Origin of the sequence: Amycolatopsis sp. NPDC049252 (genome assembly GCF_043197175.1) — a bacterium.
Classification (GTDB): Bacteria; Actinomycetota; Actinomycetes; order Mycobacteriales; family Pseudonocardiaceae; genus Amycolatopsis.
Map to the genome: position 1 here is coordinate 14,500 of NZ_JBICSQ010000045.1, position 18,665 is coordinate 33,164.

2 protein-coding genes are annotated in these 18,665 nt (G+C 72.4%); both read left to right on the plus strand.

Annotated elements, in window-relative coordinates:
- Positions 1-104: 104 nt before the first annotated feature.
- Positions 105-18,194: an amino acid adenylation domain-containing protein gene (locus ACGFMK_RS32760; RefSeq protein ID WP_392771488.1), complete on the plus strand. Its 18,090-nt coding sequence runs from the start codon at positions 105-107 to the stop codon at positions 18,192-18,194.
- Positions 18,194-18,604 (plus strand): aspartate 1-decarboxylase, encoded by a 411-nt coding sequence (panD, locus tag ACGFMK_RS32765; RefSeq protein ID WP_392771491.1) that lies wholly within the window; start codon positions 18,194-18,196, stop codon positions 18,602-18,604. The genes ACGFMK_RS32760 and panD overlap by 1 nt, the downstream gene beginning before the upstream one ends.
- Positions 18,605-18,665: the final 61 nt, after the last annotated feature.

An 18,665-nucleotide genomic window follows, 5' to 3' on the forward strand; every position in this document is an offset into this window, starting at 1 on the left:
GCTAACCGATGGTACAGGAGTGCATCCTTACCCACGGTTTGTTAGGTTCACCTAAGTTCGCACCCCGTTCGGGGTGCCGTAAGCAGCGGGAGGCTGGTCTACCGGTGAGCAACGGTGACGCTGTGCAGCAGGTCGCAGACCTCGGTTTCTGGCGTGATCGCCTCGCGTCGGCGCCGAAGGAACTGCCGCTGCCGGTCGACCGCCCGTACCCGGCCGTGCCCGTTCCGGCTCGGCTGGCCTGGTCGTCCCCGGCGGTCGACGAGCTGACGTTGCTCGCGGCGTTCACGGTGCTGCTGTCCCGGTACGCGGGCACCTCGGACGTGGTCGTCGGTATCGGCGCGCTGGTGCCGGTGCGGGTCGACCTGGGGGGTTCGCCCGGGTTCGCCGAGGTGGTCGAGCGCGTGCGCGCGGCGCGGGAAGCGGCGTTGGCGCACCAGGTTCCGTTCGGTGACCTCGTCGCCGAGCTGCAGCCCGAGTCCGGGCGTGGGGGATCGGTGCTCGTCAACGTCGGCTTCGGCGCCGAGACGGACCAGCCGCTGGACCTGAACCTGACCACCGGCGGTGTGCACTACCGCGCCGACGTCCTCGACGAGTCCACGGTGGACCGCATGCTCGGTCACCTCGAACACGTCCTGGCCGCCGCCCTGGAACGTCCACAGTGGCCGGTCGCGCGGCTGGACCTGATGCCGGAGCCGGAACTGCGCCGGATGCTCGAAGAGTGGAACGACACCGACCTCGACACGCCGCTGTCGACGGTGCCGGAGCTGTTCGCCGCCCGTGTCCGCGAGGCACCCGGCTCGGTCGCGCTGGTCTTCGAGGACGTCGAGGTCACCTACGCCGAACTCGACGCGCGGGCGAACCGGCTCGCGCACGTCCTGATCGGCCGTGGGGCCGGGCCCGAGCGGGTGGTCGCGCTGGCCGTACCGCGGTCGGTCGAGATGATCGTGGCGGAGCTGGCCGTGCTCAAGGCCGGCGCCGCGTACCTGCCGCTCGACCAGGACTACCCGGCCGAGCGGATCACGTTCATGGTCGCCGACGCCGGTCCGGTGTGCGTCGTGACCACGAGCGACCTGGCCGGCCGGTTCGACGGCGACGTCCTGCTGCTCGACGAGATCTCCCTGGACGACGCGCCGGCGACGGACCCGGGCGCGGCGATCGTCCCGGCCAACGCGGCCTACGTCATCTACACCTCCGGCTCCACCGGGCGCCCCAAGGGCGTCGTCGTGTCCCACGCGGGTGTCGCGAAGCTGGTCGCGACGCAGTCGCAGCGGTTCGGCATCGGCCCGCAGAGCCGGGTGCTGCAGTTCGCGTCGCCGAGTTTCGACGTGGCCTTCTGGGACCTCTGTCTCGGCCTGCTCTCCGGCGGCCGCCTCGTGGTGGTCCCGGCCGAGCGGCGCGTTCCCGGCCCGGAGCTGGCCGGCTACGCGAACGCGCACGGCGTCGACTTCATGATCCTGCCCCCCGCGTTGCTCGCCGAGTTCCCCGAAGACTGCGACCTGCCGCGCGACAGCGTCCTGCTCGCCGGCACCGAACGCGTGTCGCCCGAATTGGTCCGGCGGTGGGCGCCGGGCCGCCGGATGTTCAACGCCTACGGGCCGACCGAGGCCACGACCAACTCGACGCTCGGGCTCTGCGACCCGGAGATCGCGCCGGGTTCGGCCGTGCCGATCGGCGTCCCGGACCCCGGCACCCGCGCGTACGTGCTCGACGCGTTCCTCGCGCCGGTCCCGGTCGGCGTGGTGGGGGAGCTGTACCTCGCCGGCTCCGGCCTCGCGCGGGGTTACCTCGGGCGGGCCGCCCTGACGTCGGAGCGGTTCGTGGCCGACCCGTTCGGCTCTGGTGGCCGGCTCTACCGCACCGGCGACCTGGTGAAATGGCTGCCGGACGGCCGTCTGGTGTTCCTGGGCCGGGCCGACGACCAGGTCAAGATCCGCGGCTACCGCATCGAACTCGGCGAGATCGAGTCCGTGCTGGCCGAGCACCCGCGCGTCGGCCAGTCGGTCGTCGTCGCGCAGGACGGCCAGCTTGTCGCCTACGCCGTGCCGGTCCCGGACCGTGCGTCCGAGCGGGGGCACGTCGCCGAGTGGCGCGACGTCCACGAGGAGATGCTCGCCGATTCGAGGGGCATCGAGGAGAACTTCGCCGGCTGGAACTCCAGCTACGACGGCTCGGACCTCCCCCTCGACGAGATGCGGGAGTGGCACGCGGCGACCATCGAACGCATCCGCGCGCGGCGGCCGAAGCGGGTTCTGGAGATCGGCGTCGGCAGCGGGCTCATCCTCTCCCGGATCGCTCCGGACGCCGAAACCTACTGGGGAGTCGACCTTTCCGAGAGCGCGGTCGAGAACGTCCGGCGCGAGGTCGCCGCGATGCCGGAGCTGGCGGGCAAGGTCCACCTCGCCGCGCGGCCCGCGCACGACCTCGGCGAGCTGCCGGCCGAGCCGTTCGACACGGTGATCGTCAACTCGGTCGCCCAGTACTTCCCGAGCGCGGACTACCTCGCCGAAGTCGTCCGGACCGCTGCCGGACTCCTCGCCCCGGGCGGCACGATCTTCCTCGGCGACATCCGCAATCTCCGCTCCCTGCGGGCGTTCCGCACGGCCGTCGAGCTGCGGCACGGCCGCGGTGACGTCGCCGCCGTGGATCAGGCGATCGCCCGTGAAGGCGAACTCGTGCTCGATCCCGACTTCTTCCCGGCGCTGGCCCGCACGCTCGACGGGTTCGAGGACGTCGACCTGTGGGTCAAGCGGGGTGACGCGCACAACGAGCTGACGCGGCACCGCTACGACGTCGTCCTGCGCAAGGCGCCGCGGCCGTCGCCGGCCGAAGAGCAGGTCATCGCGTTCGGCGATCTCGTCGCGGTGGAAGGGTTCCTGACCGCCGAGACGCCGTCGCGGCTGCGTGTCACCGGTATCCCGGATGCGCGGCTGTCCGGTGAGCTGGCCGCCGTTCGTGCGCTCGACGAAGGCGACCCGGCGGCTGCGTTGGCTTCTCTGGCACGCCGTGACGGCGTCGACCCGGAAGACCTGCACCGGCTGGCCGAGCGGGCCGGGTACCGGGTCGCCGTCACGCCCGCCGCAGCCGGTGAGCTGGAAGCCGTCTTCGGTCTTTCGTCACCGGACGCGGCCTACCGTCCGGTGCGCAGCACGGGCACCCCGGCGTCGTACGCCAACAACCCGGCCGCGCGGCGGGAGACCGGCACGCTGGTCGCCTCCCTGCGCTCGCACGTGCGCGACCGGCTGCCGCAGTACATGGTGCCCACGGCGTTCGTCGTGCTCGACAAGCTGCCGGTGCTGGCTTCGGGCAAGCTCGACCGCAGGGCGCTCCCGGCGCCGGAGCGGTTCACCGCCGGGCCGGGCCGCGCGCCCCGCAACCCCGTCGAGCAGCTGCTGTGCGAGCTCTTCGCGGACGTCCTCGGCGTGCCGCGGGTCGGCCCGGATGACGACTTCTTCGGCCTCGGCGGGCACTCCCTCATGGCGACGCGGCTGATCCAGCGCATCCGCGCGGCCGTCGCGGCCGACCTCCCGGTGCGCGCGGTCTTCGACGCGCCGACGGTCGCCGCCCTCGCGGAGCTGCTGTCCGGCGCGGTGCCGGGCACGCAACGGCATCCCCTGGAACGCGTCGAGGAACGGCCGGAGCGGCTGCCGCTGTCGTTCGCGCAGCAGCGGCTGTGGTTCCTGCACGGCCTCGAAGGCGGGTCGGCGACCTACAACGTCCCGCTCGTCATGCGGCTGTCCGGCGAGCTGGACGTCGAGGCGCTGCGGGCCGCGTTGCACGACGTCCTCGGTCGCCACGAGGCCCTGCGCACGGTCTTCCCGGTCGCGGACGGCGTGGCCTACCAGCGAGTGCTGCCCGCCGGAGACGTCGACCTGACCGTCCGTACGATCACCGAGTCCGAAGTGGACTCCGCCGTGGACGCTCTCGTGCGCGCGGTCTTTGACCTCGGCGCCGGCGTGCCCGTCCGCGCCGAGCTGCTGACGATCGACTCGCGCCGGCACGTCCTGGTCCTGGTCGTGCACCACATCGCCGCCGACGGCTGGTCGCTGTCACCACTCTGGCGGGACATCGCCACGGCCTACGGCGCCCGCCGGCAGGGCGAGACTCCACAGTGGACGCCGTTGCCGGTCCAGTACGCCGACTACACCCTCTGGCAACGCGAACTCCTCGCCACCGAGGAGACGGCCCAGCTCGACTACTGGCGTTCGACGCTCGCAGACCTGCCCGAACGGATCACGCTCCCGCTCGACCGGCCGCACCCGGCCGTGTCCGCCTACCGCGGTGAGTTCTTCACCTTTGCCTGGGACGCCACCCTCCAAACCGGACTCGCGGACCTCGCGCGAGCGTACGGCGCCAGCCCGTTCATGGTCGTCCACGCCGGACTGACCGCGCTGCTGTCCCGGCTCGGCGGCGGCACCGACATCCCGATCGGCACCCCGATCGCCGGGCGCACCGACCCGGGCCTGGACGACCTCGTCGGGTTCTTCGTCAACACCCTGGTCCTGCGCGTCGACACCGACGGCGACCCGACGTTCCGCGACCTCGTCGCGCGGGTCCGGGAGCGCAGCCTCGACGCGTACGCCCACCAGGACGTCCCGTTCGACCGGCTCGTCGAGGCGCTGAACCCGGCGCGGTCGCTGGCGCACCACCCGCTGTTCCAGACGATGCTCGCGTGGCAGAACACCCCCGGCTCCGGCGTCGAGCTGCCCGGCCTGACCGTCACCGAGCAGCCGGTCGGCACCGGCACGGCCAAGTTCGATCTCTGGTTCTCCCTCACCGAGCACGCCGACGGCATCAGCGGCCAGGCCGAGTTCAACGCCGAGGTTTTCGACCGATCCACTGTGGACGCCATTCTGGCTCGCCTGGAAGTCCTGCTGCACCAGGTGGTTTCGGCTCCGGACCGCCGGCTCGGCTCCCTGGACGTTCTCACCCCGGCCGAGCGTGATGGCCTCGAAGCCGTCTGGTCGGGTGCGGTCGAGGACGTTCCGGCGATCACCGTGCCCGAGCTGTTCGCCGCGCAGGTCGCGCGGACACCGGACCACCCGGCGCTGGTCTTCGAGGACGAACGGCTCACCTACGCCGAGCTGGACGCCGCGTCGAACCGCCTCGCCCAGGCCCTCGTCGCGCGTGGCGCGGGGCCCGAGAAGGTGGTCGCTCTCGCGCTGCCGCGCTCGACGCACCTGGTCACCGCCATCCTCGCCGTGCTCAAGGCAGGGGCGGCCTACCTGCCGCTCGACCCGGGCTACCCGGCCGACCGGATCGCCTTCATGCTCGAAGACGCCCAGCCGGCGCTGGTGCTGGCCACGACGGAAACCGCTCTCCCCGGCGCGCTGCTGCTGGACGAGCCCGCGACGGCGGCCGTGTTCCCGGCCAAGGCGCCGGACGTCGTCCTGCGCCCCGAGAACCCGGCCTACGTCATCTACACGTCGGGTTCCACGGGCCGGCCCAAGGGTGTTGTCGTGCCGCACGCGGGCATCGTCAACCGCCTGCTGTGGATGCAGGACGAATACGGCCTGACCAGCGACGATCGAGTGCTGCAGAAGACGCCGTCGAGCTTCGACGTCTCGGTCTGGGAGTTCCTCTGGCCGCTGCTGACCGGCGCCACGGAGGTCGTGGCCCGGCCCGACGGCCACAAGGACCCGGCCTACCTCGCGCGGCTGATCCGCGAGCACGACGTGACGACCGTCCACTTCGTCCCGTCGATGCTCCAGGTCTTCCTGCAGGAACCGGCCGCGGGGGAGTGCACGAGCCTGCGCCGGGTGCTCTGCAGCGGCGAGGCGCTGCCGCCCGAGGCCGTCGCGCGGTTCGGTCAGGTCCTGGACGCCGAGCTGCACAACCTCTACGGCCCCACCGAAGCCTCGGTCGACGTCACGTCCTGGCGCACCTCGGCCGACGAGACGACCGTCCCGATCGGACGTCCGGTGTGGAACACCCGGACGTACGTGCTCGACGCCGGGCTGGGGCCGGTGCCGCCCGGTACGCCGGGTGAGCTGTACCTCGCCGGAGTCCAGCTCGCCCGCGGCTACCTGGGCCGACCCGGGTTGACCGCGGAACGGTTCGTCGCCTCGCCGTTCGAGCCAGGGGAGCGGATGTACCGCACCGGCGACGTCGCGCGGTTCCGCACCGACGGCGTCCTGGAATTCCTCGGCCGCGGCGACGAGCAGATCAAGATCCGCGGCTTCCGCGTCGAGCCGGGTGAGATCGCCGCGACCCTGGCCGCGCACGACGACGTTGCGCACGCGGTCGTCGTCGCCCGGGAGGACCGGCCGGGTGACGTCCGCCTGGTCGGCTACGTCGTGCCCGCCGAGACGCCCGCGTCGGGCACGGACGAGACCGAGCAGGTCGGCGAGTGGCGCGAGCTGTACGAGTCGATGTACTCCGGCGCCACCGACGACTTCGAGGGCTGGAACTCCAGCTCCACCGGCGAGCCGATTCCCCGGGACGAGATGCGGGAGTGGCGCGACGCCATCGTCACGCGCATCCGGGAGACGCGGCCACGGCGCGTGCTGGAACTCGGCGTCGGCACCGGCCTGCTGCTGACCGAGCTGGCCCCGCACTGCGAGACCTACTGGGGCACGGACTTCTCCGCCGAGGTCATCGCGTCGCTCGGCCGCCGGGTCGCCGCCGACCCGACGCTCGCGGACCGCGTCGAACTGCGGACCGGCGACGCCGCCGACGTCTCCGGGCTGCCGGCCGGGTACTTCGACACGATCGTCCTGAACTCGGTCGTCCAGTACTTCCCGAGCGGTACGTACCTCTTGGACGTCTTGGACAGGGCGATCGGCTTGCTGGCTCCGGGCGGGACCGTGTTCGTCGGCGACGTCCGCGACCTGCGCCAGGTGCGGGCGTTCCACACCGAGGTCGCGCGGCAGCGCGGGGGAGACGTCGAGCAGGGGCTGTTGCGGGAGAAGGAACTTCTCGTCGCGCCGGAGTTCTTCGCCGGGCTGAAGGGCGTCACCGCGGACATCCGGGTCAAGCGCGGCCGTGGGATCAACGAACTGACCCAGTTCCGCTACGACGTCGTCCTGCACACGTCACCCGTCGAGGCACCGGCGGTCGAGACCTTGACGTGGGGTACGGACGTGTCCTCGGTGGACGAAGTCGTACTCGACGGTGGTGTCCGGATCAACGGTGTGCCGAACGGCCGCATCACCGACGGCGTCAACCCGCAGGACTGGTACGACCTGGGTGACGCTCGCGGATACACCACAGCCGTCACCTGGTCGCCCGACGGTGACGGCTCGGTCGACGTCCTGTTCACGACCGGCTCGGTGGCGGGTGCGTTCCGGCCGGGAGACGGGCCGCTGCTGTCCTACACCGGCAACCCCGGCCGCTTCCGCCGGATCAGCACCCTGTCCGCCGACCTGCGCGCGCTGGCCGCCGAAAGCCTGCCCGAGCACATGGTCCCGTCGGCGATTGTGGTCCTCGACGCGTTGCCGGTGACGGCCAACGGCAAGCTCGACCGCCGTGCCCTGCCCTCACCGGACCTCGTCGCGCCGACGTCCGGCCGCGAGCCTCGTACCCCGGTCGAACGGCAGCTCTGCGAGCAGTTCGCCGACGTCCTCGGCCTGCCGCGCGTCGGCCCGGACGACAGCTTCTTCGCCCTCGGCGGGCACTCGCTGCTGGCCACGCGGCTCATCGCCCGCATCCGCACGACCCTGGACGCCGAACTGGAAGTCCGGTCGGTGTTCGAGACGCCGACCGCCGCGGGCCTGGCCGAGCTGATCTCCGCCGGCAGCGGCCCCGCCCGCCCGCCGCTGGCCCCGGTGGAACGGCCCGCGCTCGTGCCACTGTCGGGCGCCCAGCAGCGGCTGTGGTTCCTGCATCACCTCGAAGGTCCGTCGGCCACCTACAACGTGCCGCTGATCATGCGCCTCGACGGCGATCTGGACGTCGACGCTCTGCGCGCGGCACTGTCCGATGTGGTCGAGCGTCACGAAGCGTTGCGGACCCGGTTCCCGCAGCACGACGGCGTGCCATATCAGGACATCCTCCCGGCCACCGAGGTCGATCTGCCGGTTCGCGAGGTCACCGACCTCGACAGGGCCCTGACCGGTCTGGTCCGGGGCTCCTTCGACCTCGAACAGCACGCACCGATGCGCGTGGAACTGCTGCGCCTGGCCGACGGCGAGCACGTCCTCGTGCTCGTGTTCCACCACATCGCCTCCGACGGCTGGTCCATGGCGCCGCTGTGGCGTGACATCGCCACGGCCTACGCCGCCCGCCGCTCCGGCGAGCGTCCCCAGTGGACGCCGCTGCCGGTGCAGTACGCGGACTACACGCTGTGGCACCAGGATCTGCTCGGCCGCGAGGACGACCCGGACAGCGTGCTCACCGCCCAGCTGGACTACTGGCGCGACACCCTCGACGGCCTGCCCGACCGGATCGCCCTGCCCCTCGACCGGCCGCACCCGGCGAAGGCGACGTTCCGCGGCGAGCTGCACACGTTCACCTGGGACGCCGACCTCCACACCGGACTGTCCACGCTGGCCCGCGAGTGCGGGGCCAGCGTGTTCATGGTCGTCCACGCGGCCCTCGCCGCGCTGCTGACGCGGCTGGGCGCGGGCCCGGACGTCCCGATCGGCTCACCCATCGCCGGCCGCACCGACCAGGCCCTCGACGACCTCGTCGGGTTCTTCGTCAACACCCTGGTCCTGCGCGTCGACACCGCGGGCGAGCCGACGTTCCGCGACCTCGTCGGCCGGGTCCGCGAGCGCAACCTCGACGCGTACGCGCACCAGGACGTCCCGTTCGAGCGCCTGGTCGAGGTGCTCAACCCGGCCCGGTCGCTGTCGTACCACCCGCTGTTCCAGGTGATGATCGCCGGGCAGAACAACACCCGCGCCGAGGTCACGCTGCCCGGGCTGACCGTCACCGAGATCCCGGTGACCACCGGGACGTCCAAGTTCGACCTCTCGATTTCGCTGACCGAGCGGGAAGCCGGGATCGCGGGTGTCCTGGAGTTCAACGCGGACGTCTTCGACCACCCGGGTGCCAACGCGATCCTGCGCCGCCTCGAGGTCCTGCTGCGCGCGGCGCTGGCCGAGCCGGACCGCGCGGTCGGTGCCCTGGACCTCCTCGCCGGCGACGAGCGCGACCTCGTGCTGACCCGCTGGGCGGGCAGCCTCGAACCGGCAGGCACCGAGACGTTCCCCGGTCTCTTCGCGCGCCGGGTCGCCGAGGCCCCGGACGCCGTGGCGCTCGTGTTCGAGGACGTCGAGCTGACCTACGCCGAACTCGACGCGCGGGCCAACCAGCTCGCGCACCTGCTGATCGAGCGCGGGGCCGGGCTGGAGAAGGTCGTCGCGCTGGCCGTGCCGCGGTCGGTCGAGATGATCGTCGCGGAGCTGGCCGTGCTCAAGGCGGGTGCCGCCTACCTGCCGATCGACGTCGACTACCCGGGCGACCGGATCGCCTTCATGGTCTCCGACGCCGCGCCGGTGTGCGTGGTCACCACCCGCGAGATCGACGGCAAGCTGCCCGCGGACGTCCCGCGCGTGCTTCTGGACGACTTGCCCACGATGTCCACTGTGGACCCGGCCGTGCCGGTCAAGCCGGAGAACGCGGCGTACGTGATCTACACGTCCGGCTCGTCCGGGCGTCCCAAGGGTGTGGTGCTGCAGCACTCCGGCGTCGCGAAGCTCGTCGCGACGCAGGTCGAGCGGTTCGGGATCGGGCCGCACAGCCGGGTGCTGCAGTTCGCGTCGCCGAGTTTCGACGTCGCGTTCTGGGACCTCTGCCTCGGCCTGCTCTCCGGCGGCCGGCTGATCGTGGTCCCGGCCGAACGCCGGGTCGCCGGGCCCGCCCTGACCGAGTACGCCCACGAGCACGGCGCGGACTTCATGATCCTCCCGCCCGCGTTGCTCGACGCGATGCCGGCGGACTGTGACCTGCCGCGCGACAGCGTCCTGCTCGCGGGCACCGAGCGCGTGTCGCCGGAGCTGGTCCGGCGGTGGGCGCCCGGACGGCGGATGTTCAACGCCTACGGCCCGACCGAGGCGACCACCAACTCGACCCTCGGCGAAAGCGACCCGATCGAACTCGCCGACGCGACGGTCGTGCCCATCGGCGTCCCCGACCCGGGCACCCGCGCGTACGTGCTCGACGCCGGGCTGCGGCCGGTCCCGCCCGGCGTGGTGGGGGAGCTGTACCTCGCCGGCTCCGGCCTGGCCCGCGGCTACCTGGGCCGGGCCGGGCTGACGGCCGAGCGGTTCGTGGCCGACCCGTTCGGTTCCGGTGGCCGGCTCTACCGGACCGGTGACCTGGTCAAATGGCTGCCGGACGGCCGCCTGGTCTTCCTGGGCCGCGCCGACGACCAGGTGAAGATCCGCGGCTACCGCATCGAACCGGGTGAGATCGAAGCCGTCATCACCGGGCACCCGGCCGTCGCCCAGTCGGTCGTGCTGGCGCAGGACGGACGTCTCGTCGCCTACGCCGTCCCGGCCGCGAGCCGTGACGAAGAGGCCGAGCTCGACCACGTCGGCGAGTGGCGGGAGCTGCACGAGAACGTCTTCGACGACGCGGCCTCGGGCGGGTTCGAGGAGAACTTCACCGGCTGGAACTCCAGCTACGACGGCTCGGAGATCCCCCTCGGCGAGATGCGCGAGTGGCACGCGGCGACGATTGAGCGCATCCAGGCGCTACGGCCCCAGCGCGTGCTCGAGATCGGCGTCGGGTCCGGCTTGATCCTGTCGCGGATCGCGCCGGACGCCGAGGCGTACTGGGGCGTCGACCTGTCCGAGAAGGCGATCGCCAACCTGCGCCGCGAGCTGGCCGGACGCCCGGACCTCGCCGGGAAGGTGCACGTCGCGGCCCGGCCGGCGCACGACCTGGGCGAGCTGCCGGACGAGCCGTTCGACACGGTGATCGTCAACTCGGTCGCGCAGTACTTCCCGAGCGTCGACTACCTCGCCGAGGTCATCCGGACCGCCGCCGCGCGGGTCCGGCCCGGCGGCGTGCTCTTCCTGGGCGACATCCGGAACCTGCGGTCCCTGCGGGCGTTCCGCACGGCGACCGAGCTGCGGCACGGCCGTCGGACCACCGATGCGGTCGACCAGGCGATCGCCCGTGACGGCGAACTCGTCCTCGACCCGGACTTCTTCACCGCGGTGGCCCGCGACCTGGACGGCTTCGACGACGTCGACCTGTGGTTCAAGCGCGGCCACGCGCACAACGAGCTGACCCGGCACCGCTACGACGTCGTCCTGCGGAAGGCCCCGAAACCGGCTCCGGTCGACGAGGACGTCGTCACGTTCGAGTCCGTGGCCGAGCTGGAGCGGCTGCTGACCGAGCACCCCGAGCGGCTGCGCGTCACCGGGGTGCCGAACGCCCGGCTGTCCGGTGAGCTGGCCGCCGTCGCCGCTTTGGCCTCGGGGGACGCGGACGCCGCCTTGTCCGCTTTGGACGGTAAGCCGTCCGGTGTGGACCCCGAGACGCTGCAGGAACTGGGCGCGCGCCTGGGCTACCGGGTGTACCCGACCGTCACGGCGCAGGAAGGCGCGCTGGAGGTCGTGTTCACCACCGGCGACCCGGTGCGGATCCACCGCGCCCGTCCGGTGCGGGCCGCCCTGGGCACGCTGGGGAACCACCCGGCCGGGCAACGCGACACGAGTGCGCTGGTGACGTCCCTGCGGGGGCACGTCCGCGACCGGCTTCCGCAGTACATGGTGCCGTCGGCGTTCGTCGTGCTCGACCGGCTGCCGCTGCTCGCCTCCGGCAAGCTCGACCGCCGCGCCCTCCCGGGCCCGGACAAGCAGGAGACCACCGCCGGACGCGCCCCGCGGACCCCGGTCGAGGAGGTCCTGAGTGGCCTGTTCGCCGAGGTTCTGGACGCGGCCTCGATCGGCGTCGACGACGACTTCTTCGCCCTCGGCGGGCACTCCCTGATGGCCACCCGTCTGGTCGCCCGGGTGCGCGCGGTGTTCGGCGTCGAACTGCAGGTGCGGTCGGTGTTCGAGACGCCGACCGTGGCCGGGCTCGCCGCGCTGCTGTCCACCATGGACTCGTCGGTCGCCCGGCCCGCGCTGGTGCGCGCCTACCCGCGGCCGGACGCGCTGCCGTTGTCGTTCGCCCAGCAGCGGTTGTGGTTCCTGCACCGGCTGGAAGGCCCGTCGGCGACGTACAACATGCCGACCGCGGTCCGGCTCACCGGCGACCTCGACGTCTCGGCGTTGAAAGCTGCCCTGTCCGATGTGGTCGAACGGCACGAAGCCCTGCGGACGGTGTTCCCGGAGGTCGACGGCGAGGCCCGGCAGCAGGTTCTCGACGACGTCACGATCCCGCTGCACAGCCGCGAGGTCACCGAAACCACGCTCGCCGACGCTGTGTCCGAAGTGGCCCGCACGGTGTTCGAGCTGGAGTCGGAAGTCCCGCTGCGCGCGGAACTGCTGCGACTGGATGCCCGCGAGCACGTCCTGGTGCTGGTGTTCCACCACATCGCTTCGGACGGCTGGTCGACCGCGCCGCTGTGGCGTGATCTCGCGACGGCCTACACCGCCCGCCGCAGTGGCGAGCGTCCCGAGTGGACACCGCTGCCGGTGCAGTACGCGGACTACACGCTCTGGCAGCGCGACGTCCTCGGCGAGCAGGTGATCGAACCGCAGCTGGCCTACTGGCGCGAGGCCCTCGCGGACCTGCCGGAGCGGATCGAGCTGCCGACCGACCGGCCGCACCCGGCGGAAGCGTCGTACCAGGGTGAACAGTTCTCGTTCGGCTGGGACGCCGACCTCCACAGTGGACTGGTCGAGCTCGCTCGTTCGTGTGGCGCCAGCGTGTTCATGGTCGTGCACGCCGGCCTCACCGCCGTCCTGACCCGGCTCGGCGCGGGCACCGACGTCCTGATCGGCACGTCCATCGCCGGCCGCACCGACCAGGCCCTCGACGACCTCGTCGGGTTCTTCGTCAACACCCTGGTCCTGCGGGTCGGCACCGACGGCGACCCGACGTTCCGCGACCTGGTCGCCCGGGTGCGCGACCGCAGCCTCGACGCCTACGCCCACCAGGACGTCCCGTTCGAGCGCCTGGTCGAGGCGCTGAATCCGACTCGGTCGCTGGCGTACGCGCCGTTGTTCCAGACGATGCTCGCCTGGCAGAACAACGCTGTCGCCGACCTGGGGCTGCCGGGCCTGACCGTTGAAGAGGAACCGGTCCGGACCGGCACCGCCCGCGCCGACCTGGTGTTCTTCGTCGGCGAGCGACCCGGCAACCAGACCGGGATTCGCGGCACGGCCGAGTACAACAGCGACGTCTTCGACCGCGCGAGCGTCGAGACGATCCTCTGGCGCCTTCAAACGTTGCTGCGCGCGGCCGTCGCCGGCCCGGACACCCGCATCGGCGCGATCGACCTGCTCACCGACGCCGAGCACGACCAGCTCGCCGCCGATCCCGCGACACCGCTGCCCGCGGAGACGGTCGCCGAGCTGTTCGCCGTCCGGGTGGCCCGGACCCCGGACGCGACCGCGCTGGTGTTCGGCGACGAGCGCCTGACGTACGCCGAGCTGGACACCCGGGCGACGGCATTGGCTCGCGCGCTCCTCGCCCGGGGCGCGGGCCCGGAGAAGGTCGTCGCCGTCGCGCTGCCGCGATCGGTCGAGCTGGTGACCGCGCTCCTGGCGGTGCTCAAGACGGGCGCCGCGTACCTGCCCCTGGACCTGAACCACCCGGCCGAGCGCGTCGAGCTGATGCTCGCCGACGCCGCACCGCACCTGGTCGTCGCCCATGACGGTTTCGGCGATCGCCTGGTGCGACCGGAGGAGACCGCGGAGGACCCGGCCGAGTGGCCGTCGATCAGCCCGGACAACCCGGCGTACGTGATCTTCACGTCCGGCTCGACCGGACGCCCGAAGGCCGTCGCGGGTACCCAGCTCGCACTGGCCAACCGCCTGCACTGGGGCCGTGACCTCGCTCGAGGCGTGCGCGTGGCGAAGAGCGCGCTGACGTTCATCGACGGCTCGACCGAGCTGCTCGGCGGCCTCGTCGCGGGCGACCCGGTGGTCCTCGCCGACGACGCCACGGCCACCGACCCGCACGCCCTCGCGGAATTGGTGCGCAGCAGCGGCGCCCAGGTGCTGACCGTCGTGCCCAGCCTGCTCGACACCTTCGTGGAAGACACTGCCGTCGACTCGGTGACCACGTGGATCACCAGTGGTGAGCCGCTTTCCGCGGCCCTCGCCGAGAAGGTGGCGCGGCGGTGGCCGTCGGCGAAACTGGTGAACCTGTACGGCTGCTCGGAAGTCGCGGGCGACAGCCTGGCGCAGGTCTGCGGGCCCGTCGCGATCGGCCGGCCCGTCGCGAACACCCGCGCCCACGTCCTCGACGCGGCGTTGCGGCCGGTGCCGCCGGGCGTACGAGGCGAGCTGTACCTGGCCGGGGCCGGGCTCGCCCGCGGTTACCTCGGCCGTCCGGCCCTGACCGCCGAGCGGTTCCTGGCGGATCCGTTCGGCGCGCCGGGGGAGCGGATGTACCGCACCGGCGACCTCGTCCGGCGGCGTCCGGACGGCGCGCTGGAGTTCCTCGGCCGCGCGGACCAGCAGATCAAGATCCGCGGGTTCCGGGTGGAGCCGGGTGAGGTCGAGGCCGTGCTGACGGCCGATCCGTCGGTGGCCCGCGCGGTCGTGATCGCCCGCGACAACCGCTTGGTCGCCTATGTCGCACCGGCCGGTGACCCGGCCGCGCTGCGCGCGTCGCTGACCTCGCGGCTGCCGGAGTACATGGTGCCGTCGGCGATCGTCGTGCTGCCCGAGTTGCCGGTGAACGCCAACGGCAAGCTCGACCGGGCCGCGCTGCCCGGCCCCGGGGTCCGGACCTCGGGGCGGATCGCGCGGACCCCGGCCGAACAAGCCCTGTGCGACCTCTTCGCGGATGTCCTCGGCGTCGAACAGGTCGGCCCGGATGACGGGTTCTTCGCTCTCGGCGGGCATTCGCTGCTGGCGACCCGGCTGGTCAGCCGCATCCGCGCGCTGCTGGGCGTCGAGGTCCCGATTCGCACGGTGTTCGACGCCCCGACCCCGGCCCGCCTGGCTCGGCTGCTCGACCCCGGCCGGCAGAGCCGTCCCGCGCTGGTCCCGGCGGACCGTCCCGAGGTGCTGCCGCTGTCGTTCGCCCAGCAGCGGCTGTGGTTCCTCGACCGCCTCGACGGGTTGAGCGCGACCTACAACATCCCGTGGGCGTGGGAGCTGACCGGACCGGTCGACGTCGACGCGCTGCGTGCAGCGCTCGGCGACGTCGTGGCCCGCCACGAGATCCTCCGCACGATCCTGGTCGAAGATCACGGCACGCCCAGCCAGATCGTCCTGGAGACGAGTGACGCCCGCGCCCGGCCGGTGCTGACCACGGAAACGGCAGGCGACCTCGACGAGCGCGTCACCGCCGCGGCGTCGTACTGCTTCCCCCTCGACGCCGAGATCCCGGTCCGGGCCACCCTCGTGTCGGCCGGACCCGAACGGCACGTGTTCGTGCTGCTGGTGCACCACGTCGCCGGTGACGGCTGGTCGCTGCCGCCGTTGAAGCGGGACCTCGACACCGCGTACGCCGCGCGCCTGCGGGGTGAACGTCCACAATGGACGCCGCTACCGGTGCAGTACGCGGACTACACGCTCTGGCAGCGGGAGATGTTCGGCCGCTCGGACGACCCGGACAGCCTCCTCGGCCGTCAGGCCGCGTTCTGGCGCGACACCCTGGCCGGGATCCCGGACGAGCTGGCACTCCCGGCCGACCGGCCGCGCCCCGCGCGCTCGACCAACCGCGGCGCGGCGGTGCCGTTCACCGTGCCCGGCGAGGTCCACCGCGGCCTGCGCGACCTCGCCCACGGCAGTGACACCAGCACGTTCATGGTGCTGCAGGCGACCCTCGCCGCGTTGCTGACCCGCCTCGGCGCGGGCACCGACATCCCGCTCGGCACCCCGGTGGCCGGCCGGCTGGACCACGCACTGGAGGACCTGGCCGGGTTCTTCGTCAACACGCTCGTCCTGCGCACGGACACCGGCGGCGACCCGACGTTCCGGGAGCTGCTGGCGCGGGTCCGCGAGGCCGACCTGGCCGCGTACGCCCACCAGGACCTGCCGTTCGAGCACCTCGTCGAGGTGCTCAACCCAGCCCGGTCGCTGGCCCGGCACCCGCTGTTCCAGGTCATGCTCGCGGTCTACCACTCGGGTTCCGAGCCGGAGAAGCTGCTCGGTCTCGACGCGTCCTATCGGGACACCGGGCTGCGGCAAGCGAAGTTCGACCTGTCGTTCGACCTGGTCGAAACGCCTGACGGCATCGAGGGCGACCTCGAGTTCAGCCTCGACCTGTTCGACGAGCCGACCGCTCGGACGCTCACCGAGCGCCTGGTGCGGCTGATGAGTGTTGTCGTCGCCGACCCGGACCGGCCGCTGAGCCGGATCGACGTCCTGGACCCCGCCGAGCGGCAGCGGATCCTGGGCGAGTGGGGTACCGGCGCGCCGGTGTCCACGGCGGCGCCGACGGTCGTCGACCGGCTGGCCGCGCAGGTGGCCGCGACGCCGGAGGCGACCGCGCTGAGCGACGCGCACGAGAGCGTCAGCTTCCGCGAATTCGCCGCGCGGACCGACCGGCTCGCTCGGTGGCTGGTGTCGCACGGTGCCGGGCCCGAGCGCGTGGTGGCGCTGGTGCTGCCGCGGTCGGCGGCGGTCGTCGAGGCGATCTTCGGCGTGTTCAAGTCGGGTGCGGCCTATCTGCCGGTGGATCCGGACCAGCCGGCCGACCGGATCGCGGCGATCCTCGCCGATTCCGGCGCGTCGCTGGTCCTGACCAGCCGTTCGCTGGGGGACCGTGTTCCCGAGGGTCGGGTGCTGTTCGTCGAGGACCTGCTTGAGGACACTGTGGACAGTTCCGTAGTGCTGATCCCGCCGTCGCCCGCCAACCCGGCGTACGTGCTCTACACCTCCGGCTCCACGGGCAAGCCCAAGGGTGTCGTCATCCCGCATGCGGGGCTGGTGAACCTGTTCCACAGCCACCGCGAGACGCTCTACCGCCCGGCCGTCGCCGCGGCGGCCGGACGGGCGCTGCGGGTCGGGCACGCGTGGGCGTTCTTCTTCGACGCGTCCTGGCAGCCGCAGCTGTGGATGCTGGACGGCCACGAGGTCCACGTCGTCGACGACGAGACCCGCCGCGACCCGGACCGGCTCGCCGCGGTGGTTCGCGAGCGCGGGCTCGACTTCCTCGAGCTGACGCCGTCGCACTTCGCGCAGCTGGCCGCGGCCGGCGTGGTCGAGGACGGCTCGTGCGCCCTGGGCGTCGTCGGCGTCGGCGGCGAGGCGGTTTCCCAGTCGCTGTGGGAAGAGCTGCGAGCGTTCCCGGGGACCGAGGCGTACAACCTGTACGGCCCCACGGAGGCCACAGTGGACGCTCTGGTCGGCCGGGTCGCGGACAGCGAACGTCCGGTGGTCGGCCGTCCGGTGCACAACGCCCGGGCGTACGTCCTCGACGGCGGCCTCACCCCGGTGCCGGCCGGCGTGCCCGGCGAGCTGTACCTGGCCGGCGCCGGACTGGCCCGCGGGTACCACGAGCGTCCGGCGCTGACCGCCGACCGGTTCGTCGCGGATCCGTTCGGGCCGCCGGGGGAGCGGATGTACCGCACCGGCGACCTGGTGCGCTGGCGGCCGGACGGGCAGCTCGAGTACCTCGGCCGCACCGACGACCAGGTGAAGGTCCGCGGCTTCCGGATCGAGCCGGGTGAGATCGAGACGGCGTTGACGCGGCACGACGACGTCGCGCAGGCACTCGTGATCGTTCGCGAGGACCGGCCGGGGGACAAGCGGCTGGTCGCGTACACGACGCCGGCGTCCGCGGATCCCGCGCGGCTGCGGGAGTTCGTGGCCCGCTCCCTGCCGGAGTACATGGTGCCCGCGGCGATCGTCCCGCTGGAGGCGTTCCCCGTGACGCCCAACGGGAAGCTCGACAAGGCGGCCCTGCCCGTGCCCGACCTCGAGGCTCGCGGCCGGGCGCCCGGGACGCCGCTGGAGAAGACCCTCTGCGACGTGTTCGCCGAGGTGCTGGACGTCGACGCCGTGGGCGCCGACGACGACCTGTTCACCCTCGGCGGTCATTCGATGCTGCTCGTGGTCCTGCGCAACCGGATCACCGAGCGGACCGGGACCGAGCTCCCGATCGCCGAGTTCTTCCGTACCCCCACCGTGGCCGGCCTGGCCGCCCTGATGACCGAGACACGAGGAAACTGATGCAGCGCACCCTGATGAACGCCAAGATCCACCGCGCCACGGTGACCCAGGCCGACCTGCACTACGTCGGCTCCCTGACCATCGACGCCGACCTGATGGCCGCCGCGGACATCGTCGAGGGCGAGCAGGTGCAGATCGTCGACATCACCAACGGCGCCCGCCTGGAGACGTACGCGATCACCGGCGAGCCCGGCTCCGGCGTGATCGGGATCAACGGCGCGGCCGCGCACCTGGTGCACCCCGGTGACCTGGTCATCATCATCACCTACGCCCAGGTCGACGAGGCCGAGCGCGCGGCGCACCGGCCGCGGGTGGTGCACGTCGACGCCGGCAACCGCCAGGTCCACCTGGGACACGACCCGGCCGAGCCGGTTCCCGGCGCCCAGGCCCAGCTGTCGGGGAGGAATTGACGCAGGTGGGGGTGGACAGGTGGGGGTGGACACAGGTCGGTCGCGGAGGTTGCTTTTGTCA

Bases quoted from the DNA above. Each gene is read 5' to 3' on its own strand.
- panD (WP_392771491.1), top strand. From the start codon at position 18,194: ATGCAGCGCACCCTGATGAACGCCAAGATCCACCGCGCCACGGTGACC.